This is a genomic window from Hydrosulfovibrio ferrireducens (assembly GCF_046883345.1).
Classification (GTDB): domain Bacteria; phylum Desulfobacterota; class Desulfobulbia; order Desulfobulbales; family Desulfurivibrionaceae; genus Thiovibrio; species Thiovibrio ferrireducens.
Map to the genome: position 1 here is coordinate 341029 of NZ_JALKCW010000025.1, position 12094 is coordinate 353122.

A 12094-nucleotide genomic window follows, 5' to 3' on the forward strand; every position below is an offset into this window, starting at 1 on the left:
GCGTACTATACTCCTAAACCCGGAGGGAAGGCAAAAAAAATATGGGCCGCCCCTGTCTGGCCCGCGCTGGGCGGGGAAGTTCAGGCTGTTGTGAGGACGCCGGCCTATTTTTTTCCGGTCCGAATGGCCACGGAATTGGCGTGGGCGGTGAGGCCTTCCAGTTTGGCGAGCAGTTGGATATGGCCGCTGTCCGCCTGGAGGGCTTCTTCGGAATAGGCGATCAGGCTGGATTTTTTGATGAAGGTTTCCACGCCCAACGCCGAGGAGAAGCGGGCCGTGCCCATGGTCGGCAGCACATGGTTGGGGCCGGCCAGATAATCTCCGGCGGATTCCGGGGTGTGACGGCCGAGAAAGATCGCCCCGGCATGGCGGACACGGGTCAGCCAGAGAAAGGGCTCGCTCACCATCAGCTCCAGATGCTCGGCGGCAATCTGGTTGGCCAGCAGGATCGCTTCCTCCAGATCCTTGGCCAGCAAAATCACCCCCCGTTCGCTCAGGGATTTTCGGGCGATCTCGGAGCGGGAGAGCTTGGCCAGTTGTTTTTTGAGCTCCACCACGATCTGTCCGGCCAGCTCCTCGCTGGTGGTGATGCACATGGCTTGGGCCTGCGGGTCGTGTTCCGCCTGGGCCAGCATGTCGGCGGCGATGTAGGAGGACACCCCGGTTTCGTCGGCAATGATCAGTACCTCGCTGGGCCCGGCGATCATGTCGATGCGCACCCTCCCTGCAACCTGGCGCTTGGCCTCGGTCACATACTGGTTGCCCGGGCCGACGATCACGTCCACCGGGGCTATGGTCTTGGTGCCGTAGGCCAGGGCTGCGATGGCCCAGGCGCTGCCCGCCTTGTAGATCTCGGTGATCCCGATCTCCTGGGCCGCCACCAGCAGGGCCGGGTTGATCGTGCCGTTTGCATCGGGCGGGGTCATCATCACCCGCCGTTCCACCCCGGCGATGGCCGCGGGGATGCCGTTCATCAGCACCGAGGAGACCAGGGGGGTTTTGCCGCCCTGACCGCCCGGTACATAGAGCCCGGCTGAGTCCACCGGATGCACGAGCCGGCCGGTGATGGCGCCGTCTTCCCGGGTCACCATCCAGGATTGTTCCCTCTCCCGCTCGTGAAAGGTATAGATGCGCTCGATGGCAAGCTCCAGGGTGTCCAGGAAGTCCTCATCCACCGAGGCCATGGCCTCGTGCAGTTCTTCCTCGCTGACCCGGAGGTGTTTGACGCTCATCTCGGGCGCGTCAAACTTGCGGATGTATTCGATCAGCGCCTCGTCGCCGCGCTGGCGGATGTCGGCGATGATTCCGGTCACGGTCTGTTGGCAGGCAGGGTCGGCCAGTTGGAACCGGTCGCGCAATCCGGCCAGGATCTCTTTGCCCTTGGCAGAGGTGGTGGAAACGGGGGTGATGATCATGGTTTGCCTCTATTGTTGAGCGGCAGGCGGAGATTGCGGTTCGCGCCAGTCCGTCGTGGTTTGTTAATCCGTCAGAGTATTATACCGTTCGCGATGAGCCCTTCGACAAGCTCAGACCGAACGGCATCACATGGATACTATTCTCTCTATACCAGCGATTACAGGGGAAGAAAAGTCCTCTTCGCACAAGGAGCCAAGATTGCGCGGCCGTGCTTGGCATTGCCAAGAGGCAGGGGAACGGATAAGCTGGAAGATGTGGGCCTTTGCAGGCTTTTTCCTCAAAGGGCTAATAGCCCTTCGACAGGCTCAGGGCGAACGGTGTTTTTCTTGAAATCATTGATTGTTCCGCTCGTGCTGAGCCTGTCGAAGCACAATAACGCTTTTATAAGAAGCCAAGCCGCCTCGTGCGATGCGGCGGGAATGACCGACTGACAGGACATATCCATGTTTGGCGCATATCTTACGGCGGTGCGGGAGCTTCCCCGCCCGCCCCGTCTTTTTCTGATCTTCACGGCGGTCAATGTCTTTTCCTGGCAATGCATCGCCGGGCCGGCCATGGTCCTCTTTGCCCGGGCCCTCAATATGCCCCCGGCCTGGGTGGGGCTGCTGCTTTCCTTTCTCCCCATTTCCATGCTGCTGGTGGTGTTCACCGTGCCTTTGGTGGAGTGGCTTGGCCCCCGAAGGCTGCTGCTGTGGACCTGGCTTGCCAGAAATGTCCTGGCCCTGTCGGTTTTTTTTATCCCCTGGGCAATAAGCCGCTGGGGCGAGGCAGGAGGCTGGCAGGTACTGCTCTTCGCCACTCTGGCTTTTTCCCTCATCCGGGCCGTGGGCGTGGGCGCCTGGTACCCGTGGCTGCACGAGATCGTCCCCCGGCCGCTCCTCGGTTCTTACCTCTCCATCGAAGCCGCCATGAGCCAGTTGATCATCATCGCCCTGGCCCTGGCCATGGCCCTGATCCTCGGATTGGGACAGGGGTTGAGCCGCTTTTTTCTCCTGTCTGCGGCGGGCATCGGCGCAGGCTTTTGGAGCGTGCAGCTTATCGGAAAGATCCCGGGCGGCGAGCGTGTCGCAGTAACGGATTTCAGACTCTCCGGCCGGAGCCCCTCCTTGCGACAGGCGCTGGCGGATCAAGAGTACCGCCGCTTTTTCGTCCTCGCCATGCTTGGCACCGGTTCGGTCATGTGGCTCAATGCCGCTTCGGTGATGTATCTGCGCGACATGCTCTTCTATTCCGAGACCAAGATCATGCTGCTCTTTGCCGCAGGCGGGATCGGGGTGGCCTGTACCGTCCGTTTCTGGGGCAGGGCCGCCGACCGTTTCGGCAGCGTGCCGGCCATGATTCAGCTCCTGGGTGCGCATGCGCTGCTGGCTTTTTGCTGGTGGGGGCTGCTGCCGGGTGGCCGGATAACTGGGCTGCTGGCAGTACCGGTCATCGTTTTCACCACGATCTTCAATGCCGCCTTTACCATGGTCAGCGCCAGCGGCATGCTCCGCCGGGTGCGCGACGAGGGGAGGGTGGCCTATACCAGTCTCTGGATCCTCGGGGTCTCCACCGCCAACGGGTTGCCACCGATCTTGGCCGGGCTGCTCATTGATTATTGGGGGATGGCAGGCTTCCGCCTCTGTTTTCTCATCGCCGGCTGTATCGGTTTGGCCGCTGCCGGTTTCATGTTCGGACTGTCGACGGAAGAAGGCAAGCCGCCCCTGCACGAGCTGCGGCATCTGATCCAGCCGAGCCAGCCCTTGCGTTCTCTGGCCAGGGTTTTTTGGATTACCTTGGGGTTTGGGGAAAAGAAGGGAGGGGAAACAGGCGGGGATGGTCGGTGAATCGAGAGAGGCCAAACACGCCCCCAGTCTCCCCGGTTTAAAGGGCACGACGCGGCTGCTCACGGCGATTGACCCGGAACACGGCTTCACCTGGCCTTGTGAAGAAAAAGTGTAACGCAACTCGCCCAAGAGGAACGTTTTTGCTACTGTTAAAATATAGATAGACGTTGTAATCCCGTTTTAGAAAACAGCACCCCCCAGGCCGCCATGCGAAAAAAAACAATCCGTATCCCCATGCTTCTTGTGCTGGTCAGCTTTTGCTGGCTGGCCGGACCAGTCGCGAGCGCGGCGACCCGTAATGAATCGCGCTCCGCTGGACAACCCGCCATCGATGTTGCCAGGCTGGAAATGAGAATCCATGACCTGATCAACCAGGAGCGAAAGAATGCAGGGCTGCCGACTCTGGCATGGAGCCAACCCCTGCAACGGATCGCCCGCGATTACAGCCAGGATATGGCGACGCGGAACTTTTTCTCCCACATCGATCCGGAAGGCCGCAATTTCGTCCAGCGTTACCGGCGGGCCGGATTCAAGTGCGCCGTCAGAACGGGTTTCTTCTTTGGCATTAGGACCAATCTGGGAGGAGAAAACATTGCCTATAATCATCTCTCCAGCGCCATCGTGCATCGAAAGGGGCAGGCAATGACCTCCGGGGAGGCGGAGGAGCAGTTTGCCGCCGCCGTAGTCAGGCAATGGATGACGAGCTCCAGCCACCGGCAGAATATCCTGACCCGTCACTACCGGCGGGAGGGGATAGGCGTCGCCATCAGGAAGGACGGCAAGGTGCTGATCACCCAGAATTTTTGTTGAGTGCGTGCCGCGGCTGGTGAGCGAAGGGAAAAGAGGCGGAAAAAAGTTGGGACATTCATGCTATTGCTTCGGTGGTTAAATATCTAAGCCGTCATTCCCGCGAAGGCGGGAATCCAGAGGGATGGATGCCCGACGAAAGCATTCGGGCATGACGTATTTACTCGCCGGATCAATAAGAGACTAAAACAACTTCTGCTGCCCGATAACCCCTGGCAGCCGCTGGGGAGACTTGATCCTCAGCACCTTGTTGACATTCATCCGGCCGGTTACGACCTCAATATCACGCACCGCAACACCAAACTCCTCCGCCAGAAAGCGCACCATGTAGTCGGTCGCCTTTCCACCCCGCGGCACGGCCTTGACGCTGACGCAGAGTTGATGCCCCTTTACCTTGCCGATGGCATCTTTCTTGGCATTGGGGGTGCCGAGGATATTGAGGACCAGAACAGCGCCGTCCCAAGTGTAAAAGGGTCTTTGCGTCATTGCTCTTATCCCATCGGGTACAGAATCTCTTGATTGACGCTGTCGCACTCTTTCAGGAGTTCTTGGGAAAGGACGGTTTCCGAGGCCCTGAGGGTATCGTCCAGTTGCGAAGGATGCGTTGCCCCAACGATGGTGCTGGGGACAAAATCAAAACTGAGCGTCCAGGCCGCCGCCATGGTTGCCGGAGCAAGCCCATGTTTTATGGCGATGGCTGCATATTTTTGTGCGGCTGCAATAGATCGGTCCCCGGCAAATCGCCCAGCCTGCGCTTGCATCCTCGGATCAGGATTGTTCAGGTAATCCCCGAAGCGAAAGCCGTCCCAGTGGCGGTCGGACTTATACTTGCCGCTCAATACCCCGCCGGCCAAGGGCGAAAAGGGGAGCAGGCCGACCTGCTCTTTTTTGCAGACGATGGCGATTTCATCCAGGAAGCGCCGGTTGAGCATGGAAAAATTGTTCTGGATGCTCTCAAATCGCTTGAAGCCCCGGTAACGGCTGGTCTCCAAGGCCTTGGTCAACCCGTAGGCGTTCTCGTTTGAAGTCCCGATATAGCGCACCTTCCCGCTGCGGACGAGCTGGTCGAGCGCTTCGAGGCTCTCTTCAATGGGCACCACAGTGTCGGGCCAGTGGACCTGATAGAGATCAAGGTAATCGGTCTTGAGTCTCCGCAAGCTCCCTTCAACAGCGGTGGTGATATGGAAGGCATCGATGGCCGTAAGCCCATGCCGTACCGGGGGGACAAACCAGCCATTGGCCGCTCCGGCGACTTTCGTGGCAACGATAATTGCATCCCGTGGCTTCCCGGCCAGCCACTCCCCAAAAATCTCTTCCGTGATCCCATAGGTTTCCGCTGTTGGCGGAACGGGATACACTTCGGCGGTATCGTAAAAGTTGACGCCATTGGCATAGGCCTTCTCAAGAATTTCAAACGATATTTTTTTATCGCATTTTTTCCCGAAGGTCATGGTCCCCATGCAGATGTTGGAGACTCGCAGGCCGCTTTTTCCGATATAGTTGTATTGCATATGGGTGGTCGTAATTTGTGTTTGTCAATGCCGAGGCAGCGCTATGTTTAACGGCGCGCGCTGTTAGCATGTATTGCTTAGCCACTTCGACAAAACTATCCGATGGGTCCATTTGTTATATTTGAAAGTGTTTCATTTACATCAAAAATCTTGGCATGCACTTCTGGGACTCCAAAGCCTTTTAACCTGGCAGCGTGTTTGTCAAGATAGGCTTTCGCGGTTTCTTCTGTTTCAAACAAGTAAATACCGCCAGCTTCTTTTTCATCTTCATTTTCTGTCCATATTTTCCATATGAACCCAGGCTCTTCGGTTATAGAAATAGCAAGCTCTCTCAGTGCTTCGGCCATTTGATGTCCAAAAGGCCCGGTGAATGGAAAATCTATTTGTAATAACTTTGCCATATGCGCCCTCTTATTGTTATTGGCGATCCGCCGTGTGGGAAAGTTAGGGATATCTCATTTCACTGTTTTTAATGAACTCTGGCTTTGTTAGCTAGGTTAACTGCTTCGGGTTCAAGCCCAAGGCCTGTGCCAGCTTTTCCGTGTGGCCTTGCGGAGTTTTGCTTCCCCCGATTCCATTTGAGAGAGAGCGGACTGAGTGATTCCGGCCCGTTCGGCAACCTCGGCCTGGGTGAGGCCAAGGTATTCCCGCCAGGCGCGGGCGAACGGGATGCCGTCTTGCGCGTGCAAGCCGACCACCTCGTGGGGGATGTAATCGCCTTCCGGGATGCGTGGCGTTTTGGGTTTGACCTGGGCAGCCTCGCTCATCGCGCTTTTTCGCCCCTCACGCAGCCATGGCGTGATGCGGGCAAGCGATTCACCGGCTATTTTTTCAGCTTCCTCGGTGTCGTAGTCGGCCTGCAAGCCAAGCCAGAATCCCGGCGTGGTGCCGAAAGCGCGGGAAAACCGCAGGGCGGTGTCGGCGGTGACCGAACGCTTCCGGCGCAAATCTCGCTGATGCGCATGGCCGAAACGCCGATGGCCTTGGCCAACCGGTATTGGCTGATCTCCATGGGTTTGAGAAATTCTTCCCGAAGTATCTCGCCGGGATGGATGTTGGGCAGTCTGTTCATGGTTGCTCTAAGTAATTTGTTCCGGGTTCAAGCCCATGGCCTGCGCCAACTTTTCCCGTGTGGCCTTGCGGAGCTTTGCTTCCTCCGATTCCATTTGGGAGAGTGCGGCCTGGGTGATCCCGGCCCGTTCGGCAACCTCGGCTTGGGTGAGGCCCAGGTATTCCCGCCAGGCGCGGAGGTAGGTGATGTCCCGGTCAATGTGCATGGACACCACTTCATGGGGCACGGCGTCTCCCTCGGGGATGCGCGGATGAAGCGGCTTTATGGCTGCCGCCTCTTTCGGATGTTCGCGGGCGAAGTCGGCAAAGGGGATAACCACGAAGGCAGGCACCCCGCCTTGGTAGATCGGTTGGATTTTAGTAGGTTCGATCATCGCGTTTTTTTACCTCCTCGATGGACACAATCTGAACGGCGTCCAGGACATCGAATAATACCCGGTACCGGCCAACGCGCAGGCGGTATTCATGGCGGTGGTTGACCAGCTTTTTTACCTGCGTGGCGCTTGGAAAATCGGCCAGAGTGGCGACCGCGTTCTTGATTTCCCGGCGAGTGTCGCTGTCGGCTATCTTGTCAAGCTGCTTGCGGGCTTTCTTTTGCCACTCAATGCTGTACATGTTAGAATATAAGTTAATTATAAGTTTTTGTCAAATTGGCGAGGAGCATTTGCAGAGGAGGGCTCTCCTGGCGTTCTCTCCTTCAAGGACAATCCCGCAAGGCCCAGGAGGTATCATCAATATGTTGTTGCAGGGATCTGGCGGAAGCCAGAACCTTGCCGTTGATCTTGTTGGCCTCGGTCATGCGTTTGAAGCTCAGAAGCCAATCCAGCCCGTTGTAGGATTGATTGATCGAAAGCTCGATCCCTGCAATGAGGGGGATTTTTTTCGCGACCCATTTGCCGAAAACCTTATTGGAAGCGGCTATTTTTGAAATGTCGAGCAGGGCCTTCAGCTCCGGGGATTCTGTTTCGAAATATTTTTGCAGTTTCGGATCGTCGAGCAGGGCGTGGACTTCCTGGTTTGAGGAGGTCAACTGTGACATCAAGCCGGACATCCCATCCTTGATGAATGTTTGCCAATCGAGGATGTTGCTGGTGAGTTCGGAGATTTTGCCTGCGGAAGAGAGCATTTTTAACCGTTGTATCTTGGCCCCTAGTGCGGCAACATCCACCCCCTCTTGCGCCATCTGCGCGGCATTTTTTTCGTAAATATGCTGCAACCGATCCGCCGCTTTGCCTCGATTGGCAACCCCTTCCAGCAACTGTCCGGTGAAGTATTCGATGCCGTCCTTGGCGGCATTGAGCAGGGCGTTGCGGTTGGCGGTTTCCCAGGTGGTTACCTGTTCTTGCGCCATGGTGATGGTGTTGTGGAACTTGTCCCTCTGGGTGAGGAACCCCTGTAATTTCTGGTTCAGCTTTGCGCAGTCCGGCGCCTTGATTATGGGCTTGCCGTCAGCCTTTCCATCCCGCGGCTTCGTGGCTGGAGCAGAGCCATCGCCCTCATTCTTTAAATTCTTGGCCACATAGGCGGTGGCGTTTCGCAGATCGACAACCCTGGGGTCATTCTCGGGGTTGACCAGAAATTGGATGTCCTTGAGCGGCATGGTGTCCCCGAAGAAGGGGGTGGGCGGGCTTGGCTCGGCGGCGGTGTCGAAGGGTTTTCGGGCATCGGCGGCAAGGGATTCCGGGTCATCGTCCAGGGTTTTAAAGGCAAGGGAAGCATCCGATAAACTTTTGAAGGCCACGCCCTGGGAACCATCCAATTGCTTGAACGACTGCATCATCTTGTTGTGTTCGGCCTGGAAGGCTGCCTCCTGGGCGCGCTGGAGTTCTGCCGCCTGCTGGGCGGCAAGGGCGGCGGCTTTTTGCTGGGCGGCAAGGGCTTCCTGCGCATTGTTCGAGCTGGTGGGGGGCGCGAACATGGAGGTCAGCAACCCCTGGAAGATGGTGCCCACGACCATGGCATTGATGTCTCCGGATGTAACGCCATGCTTCTTGGTTTTGTGCCCCCCGGCAGGTTTATCGCACACGATTTGTCCATTTACACAGGTGCACGGTATTCCCTGCAGCGCATACGCTTTGGCCGATCCTTCGCAATCAAGCGCCGGACCTGCCAAAACCGGCAGGGGCAAGAGCACGCAACAGAAAATCAGAAGATGCTCAAAAAAATGTTTTACTTGTATGTTCATCGTGCGAGTCCCGTCCCGTGTTACTTGTCCACCATGGCTTCCCATTCATAGATCTTGTCCTGTCCGCTGCGGGCGTCCTTGGCGTCCGGGACCAAGAGAAGATACTGTTTCATATACCGGATTGCCGACTTGAACCACTGCATCTGCGCGGAGAGCAGGGCCAGATTGAAATAGGCGGGCGGGTAGGAAACCGGGTCCACCTCGATGGCCTTCTGGTATAGATCAATCGCCTTCGTATACTCCTTGCGTTCGTTGAATGCATTGGCCTGCACGACAAATTTTCTCTGCTCTTCCGACACCGGGGGCTTGATGGTAAGGGCTCGATATTTGGCGGCGATTGTCTGGAAAAGAGCAAGCTCCTTATCCTGTTTCTCCGGCAGGTTCTCCATGCTTTGTTGGATAACATAAAGGTCGTCTGCGACCTTTGTTAAGTTCGGCAGATTTCCTGCGATCATGAAACCGGGAAGTGTGATTGCCCAGCTCGGCCCCCACTCATTGACAGCGAAATCCTGCCTGGGCGCTAACAAGGACATGTCGAAAGCACGGGGAAGGCCCGGTTCAGGGGTAAGCTCCCACCTTACCGTCCCGTTTTCATTAACAATGATGTTGGTAATGTGACGCACGGGTGTAAACGGTCCTGTCGCCGTATATATCTTGCCGGCGCGTGCAGCGTTCAGAATATCATCCACGGCAACGGCACAGGTCATATCCGGCCGAGGAACAGGGCGATAAGCTACCTTGCCCACTCCTGCACATCCTGTTAATATAACCATGAGCATAATATAACTACTGAAAACGAGAACAGTTTTGGCCTGATACCTCATAACCGGTTCCTCTTCCGTACAATTTCTTTTGCAAATGGCATCATGATGGATATTCACGACGCTTATTGTTTCATCAAGGCTTCCCTTCGTAAATCTTCTCCCGGGCGCTGTGGGCAATCGCTTCTTTTTCGGCGTTGATTTTCCTATTTCCGAGCTGAAATATCCACCCGAGCGACAGAAAGGGTAAGCGTATTCCCTCTTTCCGTTGCTGGAGAACTATCGGTCTTTTCCTGTCCCCGGTTCACAACCAGTTGCACCATGCTTCCCGGTTGCCCGCGTAGCTTCATGAGTTTTTCTCCATCTCCCTTGAGAAGAGACAATTCGGTTCCATCGACGGCAATAATTTCGTCTCCTTTCCTCAGCCCCGCCTGTTCAGCCGACGCCCCCGCAATTACCTCTGTAACCATCAGGCCACCCGACGCACCGGAAGAGACCACGGCGCCAATTCCCCCTGTACCTAATGGCCCGAAGAGGGCGAGCGCAAACGGCATGGTGCCGATTGCTGCAATCCCGTCACAACGCACTTTCGGGCCGGCAAACAGGCTGTCATTGCTGTTCATGATCACTTTAAATTTCATCACGTTCGATTTGAGCACAATGCGGCCATTCTCCCACGTTCCTTCGGCCTGGTTTTTTTCGGGGGGCAGGGAGCATGCTCCCGTCGTGAAAGGAGGTATCTCCGGCGACTCAAGCGTTCCCAGCAACTTGCTCCCCCTCGACTCAAGGTGAAAGGTAAGACTTTTGCTGTCGTATACGTTGGGAGAGGGAATTGGATCATCATAAATCCAGGCCTCGGTGCCGCCGGCAAATGTAACAGTGGTATTCATTGTGATCGTCAATTTGTTTCCGTCAGCAACGATAGAGGCCGATATGCCGTCGGCTGACACCCATTCTCCAGAAAAGGCGTTAATCTGCTCTATCTGTTCGAGCCGATATTCCAGTTTGATGATCTCGTCCTTGACCTTCTGGCTGTCAGTTGCCTTCGGCGCCATTGCAAGGTATTTGCGATAGCTTGCAATGGCATCCTTCAGTTGCCCTATCTTGGACTGTGCCAACCCCAGATTGTACCAGGCGGGCGCCAAAGTGGGGGCAATCTCGGTGGCCTTCTTGAACTCCTTGACGGCTGCCGCCAACTCGTCATTGCTCTTCGCCATTTCCACGGCAGCCATGCCGCGCACCATGTATGTGTGGGCATCCTCGGTATTGCTCTGGGCCAAGGCTGGCGCCGTCAAGGCTGCGACAAGGGAAATCGTAAGCAGCAAAGAAAAATAAGCTCGGTGCATATGTCTACTCCCGGAGATATAAAGGGACGTTAGCGTGAGAGGCGCAGGGTGTGTGGCTCTATTTCAGTTCCCATTCGTAGGTCTTGGCTTGAGCAGCGCGGGCATCGTTGGCGTCCGGCACCAAAAGCAGATACTGTTTCATACTTTTTGTTATCGTCCCTTTTTCTGCAGCAGGAATTCCCACTCGTAGATCTTATCCTGCGCGCTGCGGGCGTCCTTGGCGTCCGGCACCAATTGGAGATACTGTTTCATGTACGCGATGGCCGTCTTGAACCGCTGTGTCTGGGCCGAGAGCAGGGCCAGGTTGAAGTACGCCTCCGGGTAGGAAACCGGATCGACGTCGATGACCTTGTTGTACAGATCGATGGCCCCGGCATAATCCTTCTGCACGTTCGCCGCATTGGCCTGCACGATGTATTTCCGCTGCTCCTCCGACACCGGCGGTTTGACCTTCATCCCGCGATATTGGGCCGCCTTGGCCTGAAAAAGGGCGAGTCGTTCGTCACGATTCTTCTGCAACGCCTGCTGGATAACAAAGAGGTCGTCGGCAAACCGTTGCGCCTCAGGCAGGTCTTCGAAGACAAAGGAGATCAGCCCCGGAAAATGGATTTTATAGGGGCGCACAATCCCTTCCAGGCTCTCTCCCACAACATGGAGGCCATGGGCGGGAAATTCCGTTGTTTTTATAACCACGATGGGCTGGTCCAAGAGATCGGCATAGAAAAAGAGGATACGGGGGTGCACCTCGATCCGGTCCTCCAGGGCGCTACTGCCGGAAAAGGCCATGAACAGGAGTTCGTTCTGCGGGTCGTACCAGAAGGCGATCGGGCCGCTTTTGCCCCGGATGAATGCCTCTAACGCCTCCTTATTGGCTTCATTGTTAAGGCCGGGTTGCCCATGGTATTTGATGCCGGGGTTTTTGCTGCTGGCCAGCAGCGCGGCCAGATCCTTCTTCGCCGCCTCAGGGCTTACAATTTCTGGCCTGGGCGTGGGGTGATAGGTGTACCCTGCCGGGATAACGTCTTTGGGCTGGCTCCCTCCGGAACCCATGGGCGCGCAGCCCGGCAAAGCGGCCATGATGGAAAGAGACAGAGTGAATCCCAAGAGCGTTTTCATCCGAGACATACGATTTTTTCCTCCCGCTGTTTCCAAATTGATACGAAGAGTGCGG

Annotated in this window: 13 protein-coding genes and 1 pseudogene; 2 read left to right on the forward strand and 12 right to left on the reverse strand. The window is 56.5% G+C overall.

All coding sequences use genetic code 11. The annotated features are described in order from the left end of the window. Positions 1 to 104: 104 nt before the first annotated feature. Positions 105 to 1415 (reverse strand): histidinol dehydrogenase, encoded by a 1311-nt coding sequence (gene hisD, locus MWR57_RS13760; RefSeq protein ID WP_423125398.1) that lies wholly within the window; start codon positions 1413 to 1415, stop codon positions 105 to 107. A gap of 444 nt (positions 1416 to 1859) precedes the next feature. Here hisD and MWR57_RS13765 point away from each other — a divergent pair, with 444 nt between their 5' ends. Next, positions 1860 to 3242 carry an MFS transporter gene (locus MWR57_RS13765; protein WP_423125399.1) on the forward strand — a complete coding sequence of 461 codons (1383 nt, stop codon included), beginning with the start codon at positions 1860 to 1862 and terminating at the stop codon, positions 3240 to 3242. Positions 3243 to 3449: 207 nt separating this feature from the next. After that, positions 3450 to 4052 (forward strand): CAP domain-containing protein, encoded by a 603-nt coding sequence (locus MWR57_RS13770; protein ID WP_423125400.1) that lies wholly within the window; start codon positions 3450 to 3452, stop codon positions 4050 to 4052. A 180-nt stretch (positions 4053 to 4232) separates the two neighbouring features. Here the strand turns inward: MWR57_RS13770 and MWR57_RS13775 are convergent, their stop codons facing one another. The 11 genes and pseudogenes from MWR57_RS13775 to MWR57_RS13825 form a co-directional block, all read right to left on the reverse strand. Continuing rightward, positions 4233 to 4535 carry a DUF167 domain-containing protein gene (locus tag MWR57_RS13775; protein ID WP_423125401.1) on the reverse strand — a complete coding sequence of 101 codons (303 nt, stop codon included), beginning with the start codon at positions 4533 to 4535 and terminating at the stop codon, positions 4233 to 4235. Positions 4536 to 4540: 5 nt separating this feature from the next. Further along, positions 4541 to 5560 (reverse strand): aldo/keto reductase, encoded by a 1020-nt coding sequence (locus tag MWR57_RS13780; RefSeq protein WP_423125402.1) that lies wholly within the window; start codon positions 5558 to 5560, stop codon positions 4541 to 4543. A 95-nt stretch (positions 5561 to 5655) separates the two neighbouring features. Next, positions 5656 to 5961 carry a monooxygenase gene (locus MWR57_RS13785; protein ID WP_423125403.1) on the reverse strand — a complete coding sequence of 102 codons (306 nt, stop codon included), beginning with the start codon at positions 5959 to 5961 and terminating at the stop codon, positions 5656 to 5658. Between the two features lie 111 nt (positions 5962 to 6072). Beyond that, the gene (locus MWR57_RS14465) at positions 6073 to 6327 is read right to left on the reverse strand and encodes a helix-turn-helix domain-containing protein (protein ID WP_479723982.1); all 255 of its coding nucleotides are present in this window, start codon (positions 6325 to 6327) and stop codon (positions 6073 to 6075) included. 30 nt (positions 6328 to 6357) lie between these two features. Beyond that, a pseudogene (locus MWR57_RS14470) lies at positions 6358 to 6632 on the reverse strand (HigA family addiction module antitoxin); the annotation flags it as partial. Positions 6633 to 6639: 7 nt separating this feature from the next. Continuing rightward, positions 6640 to 7005: a helix-turn-helix domain-containing protein gene (locus MWR57_RS13800; RefSeq protein WP_423125405.1), complete on the reverse strand. Its 366-nt coding sequence runs from the start codon at positions 7003 to 7005 to the stop codon at positions 6640 to 6642. Beyond that, the gene (locus MWR57_RS13805) at positions 6989 to 7246 is read right to left on the reverse strand and encodes a type II toxin-antitoxin system RelE family toxin (RefSeq protein WP_423125406.1); all 258 of its coding nucleotides are present in this window, start codon (positions 7244 to 7246) and stop codon (positions 6989 to 6991) included. The genes MWR57_RS13800 and MWR57_RS13805 overlap by 17 nt, the downstream gene beginning before the upstream one ends. Positions 7247 to 7328: 82 nt before the next feature. Beyond that, a complete protein-coding gene (locus MWR57_RS13810) occupies positions 7329 to 8657 on the reverse strand; it encodes a hypothetical protein (RefSeq protein WP_423125407.1) in 1329 nt (442 codons plus the stop codon). A 179-nt stretch (positions 8658 to 8836) separates the two neighbouring features. Further along, positions 8837 to 9562, reverse strand: a complete 726-nt coding sequence (locus tag MWR57_RS13815) for a tetratricopeptide repeat protein (protein WP_423125408.1) — start codon at positions 9560 to 9562, stop codon at positions 8837 to 8839. 221 nt (positions 9563 to 9783) lie between these two features. Continuing rightward, a complete protein-coding gene (locus MWR57_RS13820) occupies positions 9784 to 10923 on the reverse strand; it encodes a PDZ domain-containing protein (RefSeq protein ID WP_423125409.1) in 1140 nt (379 codons plus the stop codon). 150 nt (positions 10924 to 11073) lie between these two features. Further along, positions 11074 to 12048, reverse strand: a complete 975-nt coding sequence (locus tag MWR57_RS13825) for a hypothetical protein (protein ID WP_423125410.1) — start codon at positions 12046 to 12048, stop codon at positions 11074 to 11076. Positions 12049 to 12094 lie beyond the last annotated feature (46 nt).

What these genes read in the sequence shown, in the direction of transcription:
- MWR57_RS13825 (WP_423125410.1), bottom strand. Translation starts at nt 12,048, where the DNA reads ATGTCTCGGATGAAAACGCTCTTGGGATTCACTCTGTCTCTTTCCATC.
- MWR57_RS13775 (WP_423125401.1), bottom strand. Translation starts at nt 4,535, where the DNA reads ATGACGCAAAGACCCTTTTACACTTGGGACGGCGCTGTTCTGGTCCTC.
- MWR57_RS14465 (WP_479723982.1), bottom strand. Translation starts at nt 6,327, where the DNA reads ATGAGCGAGGCTGCCCAGGTCAAACCCAAAACGCCACGCATCCCGGAA.
- MWR57_RS13805 (WP_423125406.1), bottom strand. Translation starts at nt 7,246, where the DNA reads ATGTACAGCATTGAGTGGCAAAAGAAAGCCCGCAAGCAGCTTGACAAG.
- hisD (WP_423125398.1), bottom strand. Translation starts at nt 1,415, where the DNA reads ATGATCATCACCCCCGTTTCCACCACCTCTGCCAAGGGCAAAGAGATC.
- MWR57_RS13770 (WP_423125400.1), top strand. Translation starts at nt 3,450, where the DNA reads ATGCGAAAAAAAACAATCCGTATCCCCATGCTTCTTGTGCTGGTCAGC.
- MWR57_RS13780 (WP_423125402.1), bottom strand. Translation starts at nt 5,560, where the DNA reads ATGCAATACAACTATATCGGAAAAAGCGGCCTGCGAGTCTCCAACATC.
- MWR57_RS13800 (WP_423125405.1), bottom strand. Translation starts at nt 7,005, where the DNA reads ATGATCGAACCTACTAAAATCCAACCGATCTACCAAGGCGGGGTGCCT.
- MWR57_RS13765 (WP_423125399.1), top strand. Translation starts at nt 1,860, where the DNA reads ATGTTTGGCGCATATCTTACGGCGGTGCGGGAGCTTCCCCGCCCGCCC.
- MWR57_RS13820 (WP_423125409.1), bottom strand. Translation starts at nt 10,923, where the DNA reads ATGCACCGAGCTTATTTTTCTTTGCTGCTTACGATTTCCCTTGTCGCA.
- MWR57_RS13785 (WP_423125403.1), bottom strand. Translation starts at nt 5,961, where the DNA reads ATGGCAAAGTTATTACAAATAGATTTTCCATTCACCGGGCCTTTTGGA.